Below are 16,522 nucleotides of genomic sequence, written 5' to 3'. Positions count from 1 at the left end.
CGGCATAGAATCGAGCCATGACCTCGTCCGAACACATCGCACCCGATTCCCGAATCGCCGTCGTCACCGGAGCAAGCTCCGGCATCGGCGCGGCCACCGCACGCCAGCTCGCAGCCGACGGGTTCCACGTCGTCATCGGCGCCCGCCGACTGGACCGACTCGAGGAGTTGGCCTCGGAAATCGGCGGTACCGCACTGGAACTCGATGTCACGGACGAGGATTCGGTGGCCGCATTCACCTCGGTGATTCCCCGCGTCGACGTGCTGATCAACAATGCAGGCGGTGCCAAGGGATTGGCTCCGGTGATCGACGCCGACCTCGACGACTGGCGCTGGATGTGGGAGACGAACGTCCTCGGCACGCTCCGGATCACGAAGTCCCTGCTGCCCAAGCTGATCGATTCCGGCGACGGCCTGATCGTCACGATCACCTCGGTTGCAGCGTTCGAGGCCTACGACAACGGTTCGGGCTACACCTCCGCCAAACATGCTCAGGCCGTGCTGCATCGCACCCTGCGCGGCGAACTGCTCGGGAAGCCGGTGCGGTTGACCGAGGTGGCACCGGGCGCGGTGGAAACCGAGTTCTCTCTCGTCCGCTTCGACGGCGACGCCGCCAAGGCGGACGCCGTGTACCGGGGAATCACGCCGCTGGTCGCGAGCGATATCGCCGAGGTCATCGGCTTCGTCGCCTCGAGGCCGTCACACGTCGACATCGACCAGATCATCATCAAGCCGCGCGATCAGGCCGGTCCGGGGCGCTTCGCCCGCGACTGAGCGCGCGACGCACTCAGCCGGCGGGCGCGGGTGCAGGCGATGTCGCAGGTGTCGTGGTTGCGCTCGCACCGCCGGCAGGAAGAGCCGACATCGACTGCCAGGTCGGCCAATCGATGGTCCAGTCGTACAGATCGCCGTCGGCCGCCGAGAGGTCGATGCGGGTTCCGGTCACCTCGACGGGGTCGCCGTACATCGCCGTGCCGAAGTACTGCTGCGCATCCTCGGTGGAAAGGTTGATACAGCCGTTGGTGACGTTCGATGCACCTTGCACCCCTGTGGTCAGCGGATTGGCGTGGATGAACTCGCCGTTGTTGGAGATACGCACCGCCCACCGCTCGCGCACGTTCTCGTAGAACGGCGGGTTGGACATCAGAAAATCCTCGTGCTTCTCGGTGACGACGTGGATACCGCTGCGGGTGACGTTGCGGTCCTCGTTGCCCTCGCCGTAGCTGACGGGAATGTCCATGATGGTCTGGCCGTCGCGTACCACCTGCATGCGGTGGCTGGTCGCGTCGGCGACGACGATCTGACTGCGTCCGATACTGAAGTTCAAGGTGAGGTCGGCGGCACCGTAGGCACCGTCGCCGTAGTTCACGCCGTACAGCTTCGCGTCCACCGACACGGTGGTGCCGGGAGCCCAGTAGTTGGTCGGTCGCCAGTGGATGCGTGAGCCGTTGTCGTCCGGGAACCAGGCCCAGGCGCCCGGAGTCGGCGGATTGGTGGTCACCGTCAGTGCTTTCTCGACGGCGGCCTTGTCCGCGATGGACGAATCGAACTGCAGAATGATCGGCGCAGCGATGCCCACCTCCTGGCCGTCGCCGATGTTGGTGCTCACCGCGGTTCGACTGTCCGGCTCGACGGTGGTGAAGCTGCCCTCGACGGGCACGGTCTTGTTGTCCGAGCCGACGGCAGAGCCGGACCAGGTGTATTTCACGCCGTAGCCGAGAGGTTCGGTGATGGCGTACGAGGTCTTGTCGGGCGAGAGCGCGCCTTCGACGACCTTGCCGTTGGGGTTGGTGAGAGCGACCTCGGTGAGCGTTCCGCTCGTCACGGTCACCGAGATCGGTGCGATGGGACTGACGTCGTCGGCACCGGCGACCGGGTTCTCGGTCACCTGCGCGACGGGCGGTGCCTCGGTGGTGGGGGCCGAGCTACCCGAGCCGCCCTCGCCCGATCCGATGGTGCACCCCGCCACGAGTGCCACCAAGGCGACGAGCACGGCGACCAACCACACCGCGCGCGTCCGTTTTGTCTGTTCTACCTGCTCATGCACGTTATCCAACGTACCTGGGTCAAATACGTGAACCACCATCGAAAGCTGTGGTGCGCGTAGATTCACACCGTATTCACGGGCTTATCCGGCCAGTTCGCACAGTATTTAGTCAACCGCCCACGACAACTTCGACGGCATCGACCAGCAACCGTCGTGCAGACCTAATCGCGGACAAGGTCTCCTGCAGCAGATATTCGGCGGTTTGGGGACGGTCTCCCCACTCGGCACCGAATCCGACTGCGTCCAGGTCGAGACCACGGGTGAGGTAGAGGCGCCGAAGTCCGTCGAATCGCTGGAATGGGACGAATACCTGAGTGGTGACCGTGAGGACCTTCTGGCCGTTGTGTGGATTTGCATACTTCGCCCACAGCGCGTATGTGTCCGATGTGTCGGGTCGGTAGGGAGGTCGACTCGTACTCGCCGAGATGACCGATCCCCGATGCCGGCCGTCGGCCGACGCCAGTTCCGCGGATCTCTCGTGTGTGTACTCGGGTGGCACATCTGCGGTATTGCCGTCGACGACATCATGTCGCCACCGAGGACAGATAGCCGACGTCGAGGAGCATCCACACAGGAGGTCGACAGGGGCCGAGGAGAAGCCGAACTCCGACTCAGCAGCCGCTTGCAGGAGCCCGAACTCGTCCGTCGCGCCGGGGGCGTACAGCGATGTGACGGGCTCCTCCGGGGTGTCTCCGGTGATCAAGAACCGCGGGCTGCCGAGAAAATACAACTCGCCGAGGTCGATTCCTCGTGCTTCAAGCGATGCCGCGTACTTGCTCCGAAGGAGGGGCGAATTGAATCCGCCGCCAAGCACCAGCGTCATGTCGTACGCCTGATGTTTCGGCGGAGTCGGTTCGACGAGACCCAACTGCGTCGTCAGATCGAGTACCCGTGCACGAGTATCGGGATCGAAGTCGGCGGTGGCGGCTTCGGAACGTTCCTTATAGACCTGGCCGGCTCGCCCTCGGAAGTTGAAGTCGTCTGCCGCCCTCTTCTCGAGGTTGATCAGTCGGTTGAGTAGCTGCAGGGATGGATCCTGGTCTGCAGGTACCGAACCCTCGGCGAGGAGTTCCAGCAGCCACTCCGGCAGTTGCTCGTTCAGATGGAGCCATGGCGAGTCGTCGACGTCGTCGGGCTGCCCTTCCGCATGGATGAGTGCCAACAAGGTGGCCAACGCCTCGCTGTCCACCCATGATTCGATTTCGTCGACGACGTTCCTCGCGCGGGAGACTTTGTCAGACACGGAAATCACCCTAACCTGTCGAGGGTGTGCGTCCGGTCGGCCGCTCGGGCCGATCACACACGAAAGCCCCCGAGCGCCTGAGGCGCTCGGGGGCTTCGGTGTTGGTGATCAGTTCCAGTTGCAGGAGTATCCGTAGTACCCCTGGGTGCCCGCTGGGTTGATCGAGATGGTGAACGCGGAGCACTGGCCGCGGTTGGCGTACTGCTGAGCGAACCAACGGTGCCCCTGCGCCAGGGCGTAGTAGCCGGCCTTGGCCTGCCACCAGGGCGAGGCGGGCGGCGCCGGAATGCGTCCCTGACCCAGTGCCCGTGTCTCGGACTTCGACAGGTACACCGTGCATCGCCCGCCGCCGCAGTTGGTCACGGTCAGCGTCGGCCTGGCTGGGGGCCGTCACCGTCAGACCCAGCGTGACGGCCAGGACGGCAAGCGAGAGGGCGAGCCACCGCGCGGCCGCGGCGATCCTTCCCCGGCTCGAACGGGCATTGGTGGAGGTGGTTGGCGTGCTTACGGGGAGTGTGGTCACGTGGTTCCAGACTCCTCGGTGCGGTGCCTCTGTCGAGCGCACGCGCGACACTGGGGTCGAACACCCTCATCACCTCAGACGCCGTGGCGAGAACGGAATCGCGGAAAGGTCGTTGCCGTTGTCGATGGTGGTGAGAATCGTCATCGCCCATACGGACCGGCAGGCGTGAGGTTCACCTTCGCGAAATGACGTCCATGAATTCGTCCTCGTCGAGTTCATTCCACCGCATTGCAAGGCCTGCCGACTCCCCCAGCAACGTCCGGTCGAGGTCAACGCGGTAGCGCCCCGAGCGCAAGTCAGCACCGCACACCAACAAACGAGCGGCGAGGGCAGCGATAGAACCCGCCACAGTCGCAGCGGTACCGAGTTGAGGCCAAGAAGGCAACCGAACACCGACCTGAGTCAGCGAGAATCGTGTCCTCGGCGTTACCCCACTTCCGACGATTGCGTTTGCAATCTGGAGTCGTCGAGTCGGCGCGTTCAACTCTTCGTTTGTCATCGCAGACAGCTCCCCCGCCCGACCGTGAAAGAGCTCGTAGTCGGGTTCGAGGTCGTAGCGCTCCACGTCGAGAATCACGTTGTCCCCGTTATCGGTCGCCATGATCACGGGAATTCCGCGCTCACGGGCGCGCAGACGAATCGCCACTTTCATCGCAAGGTTGTCCATCTCCTCCATCAGAACCGCGAGCCGCTCAGTCCTACGCCCACCCAGGAACGCCTCCGACGTGCCCTCGGTGTACCCGTCCGCGAACGGAGTCACCTCTGTGTACGGATCCGTCTCGAGGAGTCGACGCTGCGCCAGAGTCACTTTCGACTCTCCCAAGTCACACACCGATCCGAGCAGACGATTGAGATTGCTCGGACCCAAGGTGTCCGGATCCGCAAGCCGGAACCGTCGCGCACCTGTCAACGAGCACACCGAAGCAACCGACGACCCGACGCTCAGACCCGCGACACCGATCAGTGCCCCGCTCCAGTCGTCTTGCTCCTTGTCGTCGAGCAGGAACCGGTTGCGCGCGGTACGCAACCGGTGAAAGTGCTCACGATCAGGCAGCCGAACCATCGTCGAGCGCCAGGGATAGACGATAAACCGGCTCGCATCAGCCACCACATCAGCGTCTCCCCAATCCCACCGGACGTTCGGGTCGAAGGAGTCGATTGCCATCAACTCCTCGCGCGCCGACTCCCAGCCGTCTACGAACCGGTAGCCCGACCCAGGTGCGGTTAACGTCGAGATCCGTCCTGCATCGTCGCGCGGGTTCAGTATTTCGATCACTTCTGCACCTCATTGTCCTTGATAGTCGGCTGTCTGATACCTATACGAGAAGGCAGAGAACCGAAGCTGTGCAGCGTTATTCGTGGCTCGACACGTTCCCCCTCCTGGCGCAGCAACTCGCGGTACTCACTGTTGGACCGGATGAGCCCGTCGCTCACGATTTCTTTCACCGTCTGAGCAAAGTCCTCGTCCAGACCTGTCGACGGATCGATCCTTTCGCGCATCTCGACGTCGAGCCCGAGGGTGTCCGAACCCATGCCTGCGCCCGGCACGCGTCCGATCTTGAACCTCCCCGTTAGCACGCCCCTCAGTAGCGGATCTGCCAGCGATGCACGAATCGGTTCCGGATAGATGTTGATCGCATAAAACGACACGGCGACGTCGGAACGCCGCTTCAGAACAACGAACCCGGCACCGGCGGTCGACGTCGCCACCTCGAGTTGGTAACCGTTTTCGGCCATGATTCGGCGGACTTCGTCGCCGTCCCAGACAGCTCCCACATCGTTGATTCGGTAACGCAGAAGGTTGCTCGACTCGACGGTGAACAGCAGGTGCCCATCCTCCTCAGTCTCGATGAAACGGATGTTGGGGTCGTATTCGACGAACGTCGATGTCTCGGCATCACCGCCAAATAGCGCCTCGTCAAGTGCGGGGTGCGAAAGCGCCGATCGCTTGATCGCGATCGACGACGGCGTCTCGTGCCCAATCATCCCTGCATCCGCAGTCCCGTAGACAACGCAAATGTCTTCGACGCACCCCGGCTTACCCAGCGCGCTCAGCAGGCTGTCACGCCGGTCCTCACCGATCGCTTCCCCTGCCAAGATCAGCTTGATGTTCTGCGCCAGGATCTCATCGTCAGCCTCATCGACGACGTCTACGAGGAACGGCGGGTATCCGACGAGCACGACATTGTGGAACATCGGCCCGAGGGTTTTGACCGTCTCCAAAACCGACTGCTTGTCTACACCCGGTGCCACCACCACAACGCGATGCCCCAGCTCACTGAGCTTCTCGGCGGCTTCCGTTGTATACGTGCCGCCGATCCAGTTACCCATTGCGAGCGCAACGACGATGAGCGTATTGCCCCCGCCGAGGTTGAATCCTGCCAGTATTCGTCGGTGCAACTCCACGCTCTCCGCGATCGAGAGCGGCCCTCGTGCGTAGAAGGTCGGCTCACTCGACGACCCCGAACTCGACGAAATAATCTGAGCGCCGTTGATGTCGCCGTTTATCATTCGTAGATTGAGCGCGTACGCACCTATGTAGTTCTTCTTGGTCATCACCGGTATTCGCGCGAAGTCTTCCAGGGCGCGAACGGTCTCGGGATCGAATCCCTGCTCACGCAGGAACTCTTGATAGGCAGGGATACGGGCAACAGCGGTCGAGTAAACAGCCATAGCTCCTGCGGCACCGGAGGCGGGGTCGGTGCAAATCGGGGCGAACAGAGACATGCGGAGCCTTTCGTAGGGCAAGGCTCTCTTGGCCTCGCCCTGACTCCACCGATCCCCCGACGTTCCGGATCGCGTGCTGGGGACTGCCCCGGCTTTGGTTGACGTCTGTTCTGTGAGGATCGCTCCTCACGGTGGAAGGGTGTTCACCATGCCGACAGCATTTCCCGAGGAGTTCCGCCGCGACGTGATCGCCGTCCTACGCAAAGGCGAGGCCCCCTGCGTCAAATCGCAAAGGATTTCGGAATCTCCGAAGGATGTTTGCATCGCTGGCTCAAGTTTGCCGATCGTGAAGACGGCGTTGCCCGTGACCCGGCAGAACCCTGGTGACGAGTCCGCTGAGCTGCGGGAGTTGAAGAAGCTCAACCGGCTGCTCAAGCAGGAGAACGACGTTCTGCGGCGAGCTGCGGCCTATCTGAGTCGAGACATACTCCCAAAATGATCTTCCCTGCAAGCGGGAGGTGCCCCCACCGCTGGTCCTCGACCTTGCTGGCGACGGAGTCCCCGTCACAGTGACCCACCGGGTTCTCGGTTTCTCCACACAATCGTTCTATAAATGAAAGAAACAGCGAGTCACGCAACGAGATTGGAATGATGCACATCTGATCAACATTGCTCGTGAGATCCACGCCGACGACCCCGCATGCGGCTACCACTTCATCGCAGACGAGCTACCCGACCGCGGCATGACCGCTAGCGAGAACCAGGTCGCGCGGTTGTGATCACAAGAGAGCATCTGGTCGGTGTTCTCGAAGAATCGCGGCCTGAACAGGAAGGCCGGCCCGCCGGTCCACGATGACCTTGTGGATCGTCAGTTCACCGCACACGCCGCGGACCAGCTGTGGCTGACCTTTCGTCACCTGACATCGCACCGACGAGGGCAAACTGTATCTCTGCGCGTTCAAGGACGTGTGGTCGAACCGGATCGTCGGCTACTCGATCAACTCCTGAATGAAGGCCTCGTTGGCGGTGTCCGCGTTGGATAATGCTGTGGCGCAGAGAGGCTCGGCGGGGACGATCGTTCACTCGGATCGCGGCTCACCCAGTTCCGATCCAAGAACTTCGTGTACGCCCTGTCCCACAATGGATTACGCGGATCGATGGGCCGGGTTGGGGCATGCGGAAACAACGTGGGGATGGAGTCGTTCTTCGCCCTCCTGCAGAAGAACATCCTCGATCGTCAACGATGGTCGATCCGCGAGCAACTACGGCTGGCAATCGTGACCTGGATCGAGAAGACCAATCACCGCAAACGCCGCCAACGACGCCTCGGCAAACTCACCCCTATCGAGTTTGAGACAATCAACCAGGCCGCACACGCGGCACGAGCCACTCAACCCCGACAATCAACCGAACTCGGGGCAGTCCCAAGCGATCCAGCGGTCTCCGGTACTGGATGCATCTCGCCTTATGTCGGTCGGCCGTTGCGTAGCCAGTCGAGTGGTCCTGTCATGGGTAACCGACGTTGTAGCGAATGTGAAACAGGTTGCTCAGCGCACGCCGCATGCGTTCCGCGAATCCGAGGTCCGTGGATCGAGCTCCACCGGACCCGCTTGTGCGATCGACCGAGTCCGCCCGCGCTACCTCGGTGGGAGGCTGCGTCCGGTGAACAGCATCTGGAGTCGCATACCTGAGCCGTACACGAAGTGTTGTGAGCCTGGGTGAGCCGGTATCACGCGCACCGAACGTAGGCCCCGAATCACCTTCGCGAAAAAAGTTCAAGGCATCGCTCATCTCGCAACGCACCTCCGATTGTCTTCGACTCGCCACGTCGATATTGGTGAACACTGAGCCGACTTCACCGGTGGAAGATGTTAGGGCTGCCGCCGACGAGCCGCCATCGTTCGACCGAAGGACAACGCGCCCACCCACGCAGCTGGACGCGTTCAAGCCGCGAGATTTTCTGTAGATACAGAGGCTGCACCTGTGTCGTACGAACGCACGACTGTTCAGCAACACTGTCCGTCAGTAACTTTCATCGATATCAAAGTACGTTAGAGAGCTAGGGAGCGTTTGATGGTCGAAGTCGACTTCTACGAAAAGCTCGAGGTGGCCAGAAGCGCCTCGTCCGACGAAATTCGGGCGGCTCATCGCACGAAGACGAAGCTTTGGTCCAAGCGCCAGATGGCGAGTGACCAGAGCCAGCGGCACGAGGCCGAAACCTGGGTACGCTGGCTTGCAGAGGCCAGGCAGGCTCTGTTGACAACGGACGACGCACGCTCGAAGTACGACGCAAAGTTGTCCCAGGGTGTATCGACGCCTACGCCAGCTACCGTCCCCGCCCAGAATGGAACTTCCGACTGGGTCTCGCAGGCCCGGGATTTCCTGTCGCACGGTGACTATCACTCCGCCGCCTACGCCGCCCGCGAGGCAACCCACACGATCGGTAACTCGGCCGAGTCGTGGATCCTGCGGTCCAGGGCCAACGCTGGCCTTGGCGAAGTGCAGGACGCGTTGTACGAAGCCAAACAGGCAACCACCATCGACGCCAAGAACCCCGAATATCGTTTCCACACCGGTTCACTGCTTGAGACGCTGGAACGATGGGACCAGGCTCTTGTCGAATACCGCACCGCAGCAAAGCTGGACGGATCCAACTTTCTGTACCCTCTTGCAGAAGCGTCTGTGTTCCTGCAAAACGGTCACACCGACGAAGGAATCAGCATACTCCGCCGTATCCTCGCCGCGCATCCCAGCGAGCAGATCGTCAAGAACTACCTAGCTGCTGCGTTGTTCGAGAAAGCCGAGGAGACCCCCGCACGCCAGGCCGGCCACAGCTATGTCGTCACCAGTTCCGACGAAATCGAAAAGATGCGTGGTCTGGCCTCCGAGTCCGATTCGTTGACAACGGATCCGGACATCAAGGCAGCGATAGTGCAGATGCGCGGCTATCTAGATCGGATGGAAGCAAAGACGTGGCACGTCCCGTCGTTGTTCAACAACTCCGTTCTGTGGGCAATCGGAATTCCGTTGATGTTGTTCGTAATTGGAATCGTATTGATCGACAGCATCGGATTCCTGCTCATTCTCGCATCCTTCGGTGCAGGCTATCTGGTCTACAACAAGTGTTGGGTACCCCGTTGGAAAGCGGCAATTCCAGGTAGGTAAGCAAGTAGACATTGACGAGAGAGCAGGCATTATGGGTCGAGTGGTCGGAATTGACCTTGGTACGACATTCTCGGCAGTCGCGGCAATGTCAGCGGACGGACGCGCCGAAATCGTCCACAACCGCGATGGAAAGAACACAACGCCCTCGGTTGTGCTCTTCGACGGTGACGACATCCTGGTCGGCGAGGCAGCGAAAAATCAAATCGCCTCGTCGTCCGGCGATATCGTCAGCTATGTCAAGCGACACATGGGATCACGCGACTACGTGTTCATGCCGGACAGCAGCGATGGCTCATACGGGCCCGAACATATCTCTGCGTTCATTTTGAAGTACCTAGTGGATGGCGCGTCGGAGGCTCTCGGAGAACCGGTCACCGACGCGTTGATAACCGTTCCTGCTTACTTCGACGAGGGTCAGCGCAACGCGACCAAACAGGCCGGCGTCATTGCGGGGCTGAACGTCCTCGGTGTGCTCAACGAACCTACTGCCGCAGCTGTCAGCTACGGCATCGACACAGGATTCGAGGGTACCGTCCTGGTCTACGACCTGGGCGGCGGCACATTCGACGTAACGGTCATGAAGTCTGGCCGCGGTGTGGTGGACATCGTGTCCACAGAGGGTGATCGGAACCTCGGCGGTTTCGACTTCGACAACGTCCTGATCGAGTTGGTGCTCAAAGAATTTGTTGGGCGAGGAGGACAACCGATCACGGACACCGCCATCCTTGCCGGCCTCAGAGAGAGGGTCGAGGCTGCCAAACTTCGGCTGTCGACCTCGGCGTCGGCCCCCGTGTTCGTCTCGTCCGACGGTGTGACCGAGAAAATCGTCATCACGAGGGAGCAATTCGAATCAGCGACCATCGATCTGATGCTCAGGACTGAGTACATTCTCGAAAACGTCGTCGAGGCAGCGGGCCTTCGGTTCGCCGACATCGACAAAGTTCTGCTCGTTGGCGGTTCGACTCGCATGCCCATGGTGCGCTCTCTCGTCGCTCGGGTAACCGGTCGTGAACCTGATACCACTGTCCATCCCGACGAAGCCGTAGCCCTCGGTGCTGCGATTGCGGCAGAGGTTCGGACTGCACACTCGCAGAAACGTGATACTGAACTCGCCGACGGCAAGACGGTTCGCATTTCCGACGTCGTCTCACATGGACTGGGCGTCGCGATCCAAAGCTCGGCGGGCACCATGGTGAATTACCTTCTCATCAAACCGAATACGACCATCCCCTGCCAGATCGCTGTTGACGATTTCGGTACCGTCGCCGACGGCCAATCCGAGCTCAACGTTCAGATCACCGAAAGCGACGAGGACGGTTGCGACCTCCGGTACACAAACATCCTCGGGACCTCCCTGCTCAAGTTGAGTCAGCCGCGGCCGGCCGGTTCGCCCATCCGCGTCGTCTTCTCGTGCGACATCGATGGTGTCCTCCACGTCGAAGTCACCGATCTCGCGGACAACAGTTACGTGGGCGAAATGGAGATACTCCGTACCGCGACGCTGTCGGACGCCGAAGTCTCGGATCTGACCCGCGAGACGGCATCGGCAGCGGTGCAGTGACAGTCGACGATGCTGACCCGAGCATTAGCGAGCAAGCAGGACTCGCGGACATCGGCCTGCGTCTCGATCAGCTTACCGATTTGTTTCGACGACGACTTGCCGAGGACCGAGTGAAAGCTGCTGCATTCGAGGAACTTCGGACCGAGATCAAGTTTGCGCGCGCGGGTCTGAGCACCATGGTGGTGCGACCGCTGGCGCTCGGAATTATCGGCGTCATCGATCGGATCGAGAGCAATTCCGAACCCGATGATGGGTTTATCGGGTCGGTGGTAGAGGAACTACTGGACGTCCTGTTGACCGTGGGCGTAGTTCAGATCGAGGCGGTAGGAGTTGTCGATCCGCGCTTGCACGCTGTGCAGTCAGTCTCAGGTGGCTCCGGTGATCTCGTCGTCGAACAGTTGATCCGCCGTGGATTCACCATCGAGAACGCCGTTTTACGGCCTGCGCACGTCACTGCTATCAGGCTCGAACCGAGCGAATGAACACTGGTCCGCGCGGTGCCCAATACCCGGATGAGCTCACACCCGGCACCAACTTCGAGTCGGTGGCCGAAAACGCCCGTGCAGACATCTCTCGGTTGGCTGGTGCGCTCCACAACACGATTCTCAGGTTGTCCGCCTTACGCACCATTGAGCTTGCGTCCGAGCGCTCAGTGGCAGAACAGGTTCGACAGCGTGCCATGACTGCGACGGAGCAAAACGCGGATAGTTCGTCTTTGATCGGAGAACAACGCCGTCGCGCACTAGAAGACAAGTTGGCCCTCGCCGTGGCCACCGCAGCACCTGGGATTGCAGGCCAAGTGTCGAACGAATGGTCACCGAAGTCAATCTCAACCGGACTTCCGGCTGCAGTTAGAGTGGGTCATCTCAGCGGTAGCGATCTGCCTGGACTTTTGAAAGTCACCGACAGTGCTGGTGTTGCAGTCGACGGTGCCGATGCGGCCGCTCTAGTGCACGAACTGGCATTGCGAATCGCGCTGGCAACGCCACCGGGCCGGCTCGAATTCTGCGTGTTCGACCCAACCATGACGGGTTCACTCGGGATATTTTCGGCGCTTCGTGCATCGGACACTGTCGCTTTCGCTCCGTCCATCAACGACGAGCGCTTGCTGCGAGAGCGGCTTTTCGCGCACCTCGCCACGGTAGCGAGCACAGCCGAGTCGATGGCAGTATCCGGTGCCTCGACATTCGCCGAGTTGGGCAAGGCCAATAGTCGTCCCCGCTACGTCTTCGTCGTCCTGCTCGGCTATCCCGCCGGGTTCACCGAGGACACCCACGCGCGTCTCGTCCAGCTCGCACACGGCTCCAAGGCTCGGGGGGTTTCCTTCATCGTCCACGTGGACGATCACGTGCGACCCGCAGACCGTGTCGAAACCTCCGACTTTCTCTCGCTAATACCACGCGCATCGGCATCGGGAGGCGTTCTGAGCGGGAACGCGGTGCCCGCTCCCTATACTCTCGACACCCCTGCCGGACGCGCCCGCTGGCTCGATGCTGTCGGATGGTGGTCTGACGTCGCTGTGAAGTCGACCGCACCCGTCACGTCGTTCGAGGACATCGTCAACGCAATTGAAGATGCCTGGGTCGAGGGGGCCGACACGGCTATGGTGGCGTCGTTCGGCCGAGCAGGCGAGACAGTGCTCGGGCTCGAGTTCAGGAATGCGAACCCTCCGCTTCCTAACGCATTGATCGGAGGAGCGGTCGGTCAGGGCAAATCCAATCTGCTTCTCACACTGATTTACGGCGTAGCAGCACGCTACAGCCCCGACGATGTTCGGATGTTCTTGCTGGACTTCAAGGAGGGCGTCGAGTTCAGTCAGCTGGGCCCGAGTGGTCGCAACGGTGCATGGCTTCCTCACGTCGACGTTCTCGGGCTCGAAAGTGATCGCGACTTCGGGCTTGCCGTTCTGAGTCACCTCACCGAGCAATTCGAAATCAGATCCACAGCATTCAAGAACGCCGGAGTCGGCGACATCACGGCTTTTCGCTCGGTCTCGACGGAACCGATGCCGCGACTCTTACTCGTCATCGACGAGTTCCAAGTGCTATTCGGCAGATCCGACGAGGTGGGCCGAGCTGCCGTGGATCAGCTCGAGTCTCTGGTGCGAAAAGGTCGGGCGTACGGTATCCACGTCGTTCTCGCCTCGCAGTCGATACGCGGGATTCCTGGCTTCTCCACGCGCGGGGACGCGATTTTCGCTCAGATTCCTCACCGCATCTCGCTCAAGAACTCCGCCGATGAATCACGGGCTGTTCTCGGAGACAGGAATACTGCCGCTGCCAGCCTTCGAGTGCGAGGCGATGTCGTGGTGAACTCCAATTTCGGCGAACCCTCCGACAACGTGGTCGGGTCCGTGGCATACGCAGATTCTCGGTATCTCGAGCGACTCAAGAACGACCTCTGGCGGATGTCGGTCGACCGCGTCGAACCACGGGTCTTCGTCAGCAGCAACTACTCGCCGTCACGACTACTCGTTGCCGCAGACCGCAGCGGCCCAGCACTCGCGTGCCTTGGCGTTCCGATCGGTGTGCGGACAGGCGCGGAAGGCCCGGCTGTCAGCTTCGATGACGAACAGAACATTGCACTGTTGGGTTCGAGCAGGGAACTCACTCACGCGGTCCTGAACTCGATCGTTCTATCGCTGCTGATCCACCCATTGTTCGACGGCGCAGCAGTGCAGATTGTCGACTGCGCAGGAGATACGTTTGGATCGGCGCTGGCCGAATCGTGGATCGAACAGGGCTATTCGGTCGAGGTTGTGCCGAAGAACAGTGCCATGTCAACGATTGTGGACGGCCTCGAAGAACCTGTCGGAGCCACTAGATTCCGACAAATCGTCGTCTTTCTCGACCTGCACCGACTGCGAGAACTGTCCGAGCAAGACGAGAGAACCTTCAAGACCAAATCGGAACTGTTCGTTCGATATGTCACCGAGTCCGTGGATCGGGGAGCGTTCGTGGTGGGATGCTGGTCGTCGGCGAGGGCAGCCCAGACGACTGTGCCCAGACTGCGCGGATTCGGTGCCACCGTCTCAACGGGATTAGTGCCCGCGGAGTATACCGCCGCATTCGGTCCGCACACCGAGCCTCCCGAGGGATTCCCACGTATTACGTACACCGACTCGGTGAGTGTTCACCGGCCTCGGACGCTCGTGCCCTTTGATCCATCAGCACGTCCGGCGGTGCAGAGATGACGACGACCGACGCGTTTGCACAATACGAGGCGTTGATCTGCAAGTGGATGGAGCTGCGCGCCAAAACCGGCAATGCCGAGAAGCTCGCGCGAAGCGAGCGAACCGCGGTCGAAGAGCACTATCGCTCTACCCTTGCCGAGATCACAGCCCGATCCAAACAGTTCGAGAACCATGAGCGAACCCTGCACACCGAAGTACAGGATGCACTCTCCGCCATCGGCCGACAGATGTCCATGTCTTCGATTCGCGATATCCAAAGCCTCAGAGTCGCGGAACGGGAAGTCGCAGACCTTCGCCGTGCGCTCGAGCAGGCACTGCTCGTCGAGTCGAGCGCAAGACGTTCTGCTGCACGTGCAGAACGTGCTGCCCGGAACAATGCGCAGCCGAAGATGGCCGTGGTCCCCCGCGTACAAGCTCTTCCATCGACGCACATTCCCCAGAAAAAGAAGGTCGTCTACTTGAGCATCGCGATTGCAGTGGCCATATTTTGCATCACGTTGATAATTGCTCTGTGAACAACTCTCTCGAAAGCAGGTACTTACGTGTCGACGGTCGACGAACTGAGAGTTCAGATAGGCCAGGCCGCAGCAAATCTCGACGCCTTGGTTCGCGTGCTCGCACAACATCGCAACATGCTGATCAGCTTGTCCGCTGATGTCCAAACGGAACTGGGAAATACCGCTACCAAGCTTGACCGCGACATGATCCAGAGGTTGGACGTATCTGCTGACCTTGTCGGTGCCACCGCAGGGCGCGTCGGATTAGCGGCGACTAAGGCCCGTGAAATAGGGGAACGACTCTGATGACAATGCGGGAGCTAGTAGAATCAACCCGGCGACTTGCAGCGGAGTCTGAGCGGTCGAAGAGGTCCGTCGATCTGCTACGTCAGCAGTTGATCGCCAATACCATTCATCTGGAAAGAATCCTCGGCGAAGCAGGTGGCGGTGACGTTGGAGAACTTCTCCAGGTTCTTCGGCGATCGGACAGTGAATTGGAGCAGTCGATCGAGAGCTTGGACCGAACCAGAGTATCTGCGGTTTCCTACATATCGCATCTTGAACAGCTCGGCGGCTAACAGCCGTGTCGTACGAATGGCGGATTTCTTTTTCACCTATACATGCGATACTTTGCATGCGAGCCGGAGATCCTGGCCCACAGCATAATAGACAACTAGGGAGACCGACATGGCCTGTGCATGCGCAAACAACTCGAACGGAAAATGCCAGTGGTGCAAGGAAGCCCTGGCCCACAATATCCCGACCAGTCGCCACAACTGCCAGTACGGCAGTTGCAGCTGAGGCTCACTCCCGAAATGACTCCGGTCGAGGATTAATGATTCTCGACCGGAGCTTTCCACTACCCACATCGGCTCTACTGAAGATCACCTGATGTAGAACAGCACCCACTGTCCACATTGCGAGTCATCCATGCAACTAGACGGCGGCTTGGAGTTCACGATTTTGCACGGATGGATTTTTACCCACACCACGACTTTCTGCATTTACTGCTAAATTCACGTCTTCAGCAGACTGCCTGACGATAGCGAGGTTCTTAGATGGATCAGTCCGAATTCGGAAGAGTCGTCGAAAGCGTCTTCTCTCATTCGCCTCACGGCTCGGGTAACCTCGCAGGTTTCATTCACTACACCAATGACGGCGTACTTGGCATTGCAGGGGAACAGGTTGGCAAGCTTGGTTTCGGTATTGCATCGGGCTTGACGGCCATGACGAGCGTGGTGGGAATCACGTCCGATCTGAACAGATTGATGAATTTTGGTCATTACTGGCTTGCAGAAGGTTCCGATAAGCACAATTGGTCACTGGTTTGCGGTTTTAAGTTTCAATATGAGGCAAGCTCAACTCAGCATATTATGGAAATTTCCGTTGCAGTTATGCAACACAGCTCTGCCATGATAAGGGCTGCAATTGACCAGCTTCGTGAAATCCCCCATGAGCCCTACTGGCACAGTACTGCGTCTTTTGATGCCAGCGCCATGGTGCTGACCACACATTTAGGATGACCGTTAGCGACTGAACCCCTAGGATCGGTCCGTGTAGGCGGTTGGGTTCCACTTCAGCTGGACGACAGAAAGTCTGACATCGTCGTAGTAACATTCATTCACTA

14 protein-coding genes and 1 pseudogene are annotated in these 16,522 nt (G+C 60.2%); 9 read left to right on the top strand and 6 right to left on the bottom strand.

From position 1 onward, the window contains the following. The first annotated feature begins 17 nt into the window (after positions 1–17). Complete coding sequence (locus ACOQFP_RS16375) at positions 18–773, top strand: SDR family NAD(P)-dependent oxidoreductase (RefSeq protein WP_206488978.1); 756 nt, start codon at positions 18–20, stop codon at positions 771–773. A 13-nt stretch (positions 774–786) separates the two neighbouring features. Here ACOQFP_RS16375 and ACOQFP_RS16370 read toward each other — a convergent pair whose 3' ends face one another. The 5 genes from ACOQFP_RS16370 to ACOQFP_RS16350 all read right to left on the bottom strand — a co-directional run bounded on the left by ACOQFP_RS16370 (position 787) and on the right by ACOQFP_RS16350 (position 6,539). Further along, positions 787–2,046, bottom strand: coding sequence for a L,D-transpeptidase (locus ACOQFP_RS16370; RefSeq protein WP_421584910.1), 1,260 nt, complete (start codon positions 2,044–2,046; stop codon positions 787–789). Between the two features lie 109 nt (positions 2,047–2,155). Then, positions 2,156–3,289 carry a hypothetical protein gene (locus ACOQFP_RS16365; protein ID WP_421584909.1) on the bottom strand — a complete coding sequence of 378 codons (1,134 nt, stop codon included), beginning with the start codon at positions 3,287–3,289 and terminating at the stop codon, positions 2,156–2,158. A gap of 108 nt (positions 3,290–3,397) precedes the next feature. Next, a complete protein-coding gene (locus ACOQFP_RS16360; RefSeq protein ID WP_206488975.1) occupies positions 3,398–3,652 on the bottom strand; it encodes a hypothetical protein in 255 nt (84 codons plus the stop codon). 332 nt (positions 3,653–3,984) lie between these two features. Next, positions 3,985–5,088: a ThiF family adenylyltransferase gene (locus tag ACOQFP_RS16355; protein ID WP_421584908.1), complete on the bottom strand. Its 1,104-nt coding sequence runs from the start codon at positions 5,086–5,088 to the stop codon at positions 3,985–3,987. After that, on the bottom strand, positions 5,085–6,539 hold the full coding sequence (locus ACOQFP_RS16350; protein WP_421584907.1) for a phenylacetate--CoA ligase family protein: 1,455 nt from the start codon (positions 6,537–6,539) through the stop codon (positions 5,085–5,087). Before ACOQFP_RS16350 ends, ACOQFP_RS16355 begins: the two co-directional genes overlap by 4 nt. Positions 6,540–6,687: 148 nt before the next feature. Here ACOQFP_RS16350 and ACOQFP_RS16345 point away from each other — a divergent pair. The 7 genes and pseudogenes from ACOQFP_RS16345 to ACOQFP_RS16315 all read left to right on the top strand — a co-directional run. Beyond that, positions 6,688–7,843: pseudogene (locus tag ACOQFP_RS16345) on the top strand (IS3 family transposase); the annotation flags it as partial. Between the two features lie 709 nt (positions 7,844–8,552). After that, the gene (locus ACOQFP_RS16340; RefSeq protein WP_421584906.1) at positions 8,553–9,644 is read left to right on the top strand and encodes a J domain-containing protein; all 1,092 of its coding nucleotides are present in this window, start codon (positions 8,553–8,555) and stop codon (positions 9,642–9,644) included. A 31-nt stretch (positions 9,645–9,675) separates the two neighbouring features. Further along, the gene (locus ACOQFP_RS16335) at positions 9,676–11,205 is read left to right on the top strand and encodes an Hsp70 family protein (protein ID WP_206492486.1); all 1,530 of its coding nucleotides are present in this window, start codon (positions 9,676–9,678) and stop codon (positions 11,203–11,205) included. Beyond that, on the top strand, positions 11,202–11,687 hold the full coding sequence (gene grpE / locus ACOQFP_RS16330) for a nucleotide exchange factor GrpE (RefSeq protein WP_206492485.1): 486 nt from the start codon (positions 11,202–11,204) through the stop codon (positions 11,685–11,687). The genes ACOQFP_RS16335 and grpE overlap by 4 nt, the downstream gene beginning before the upstream one ends. A gap of 410 nt (positions 11,688–12,097) precedes the next feature. Next, complete coding sequence (locus ACOQFP_RS16325; RefSeq protein ID WP_421584905.1) at positions 12,098–14,398, top strand: FtsK/SpoIIIE domain-containing protein; 2,301 nt, start codon at positions 12,098–12,100, stop codon at positions 14,396–14,398. After that, positions 14,395–14,913, top strand: a complete 519-nt coding sequence (locus ACOQFP_RS16320) for a hypothetical protein (protein WP_421584904.1) — start codon at positions 14,395–14,397, stop codon at positions 14,911–14,913. The genes ACOQFP_RS16325 and ACOQFP_RS16320 overlap by 4 nt, the downstream gene beginning before the upstream one ends. Positions 14,914–14,940: 27 nt before the next feature. Continuing rightward, entirely contained in the window at positions 14,941–15,201 is a 261-nt protein-coding gene (locus ACOQFP_RS16315; RefSeq protein WP_206492482.1) for a hypothetical protein, read from the top strand. Between the two features lie 77 nt (positions 15,202–15,278). Here ACOQFP_RS16315 and ACOQFP_RS16310 read toward each other — a convergent pair whose 3' ends face one another. Continuing rightward, entirely contained in the window at positions 15,279–15,509 is a 231-nt protein-coding gene (locus ACOQFP_RS16310) for a hypothetical protein (RefSeq protein WP_421584903.1), read from the bottom strand. Positions 15,510–15,953: 444 nt separating this feature from the next. On the opposite strand from ACOQFP_RS16310, the gene ACOQFP_RS16305 reads away from it, so the two are divergent. Beyond that, positions 15,954–16,418 (top strand): hypothetical protein, encoded by a 465-nt coding sequence (locus ACOQFP_RS16305; RefSeq protein ID WP_421584902.1) that lies wholly within the window; start codon positions 15,954–15,956, stop codon positions 16,416–16,418. The last annotated feature ends 104 nt before the right edge of the window (positions 16,419–16,522 follow it).

Origin of the sequence: Rhodococcus sp. MALMAid1271 (genome assembly GCF_049195265.1) — a bacterium.
In the GTDB taxonomy this organism is placed as follows: Bacteria; Actinomycetota; Actinomycetes; order Mycobacteriales; family Mycobacteriaceae; genus Rhodococcoides.
The sequence above is the reverse complement of the archived record's forward strand: the minus strand, read 5'-3'. Positions and strand labels throughout refer to the sequence as shown.

Excerpts from the sequence above, each read along its gene's own strand:
- ACOQFP_RS16320 (WP_421584904.1), top strand. The coding sequence starts at position 14,395 with ATGACGACGACCGACGCGTTTGCACAATACGAGGCGTTGATCTGCAAG.
- ACOQFP_RS16340 (WP_421584906.1), top strand. The coding sequence starts at position 8,553 with ATGGTCGAAGTCGACTTCTACGAAAAGCTCGAGGTGGCCAGAAGCGCC.
- ACOQFP_RS16335 (WP_206492486.1), top strand. The coding sequence starts at position 9,676 with ATGGGTCGAGTGGTCGGAATTGACCTTGGTACGACATTCTCGGCAGTC.
- ACOQFP_RS16375 (WP_206488978.1), top strand. The coding sequence starts at position 18 with ATGACCTCGTCCGAACACATCGCACCCGATTCCCGAATCGCCGTCGTC.
- ACOQFP_RS16350 (WP_421584907.1), bottom strand. The coding sequence starts at position 6,539 with ATGTCTCTGTTCGCCCCGATTTGCACCGACCCCGCCTCCGGTGCCGCA.
- ACOQFP_RS16305 (WP_421584902.1), top strand. The coding sequence starts at position 15,954 with ATGGATCAGTCCGAATTCGGAAGAGTCGTCGAAAGCGTCTTCTCTCAT.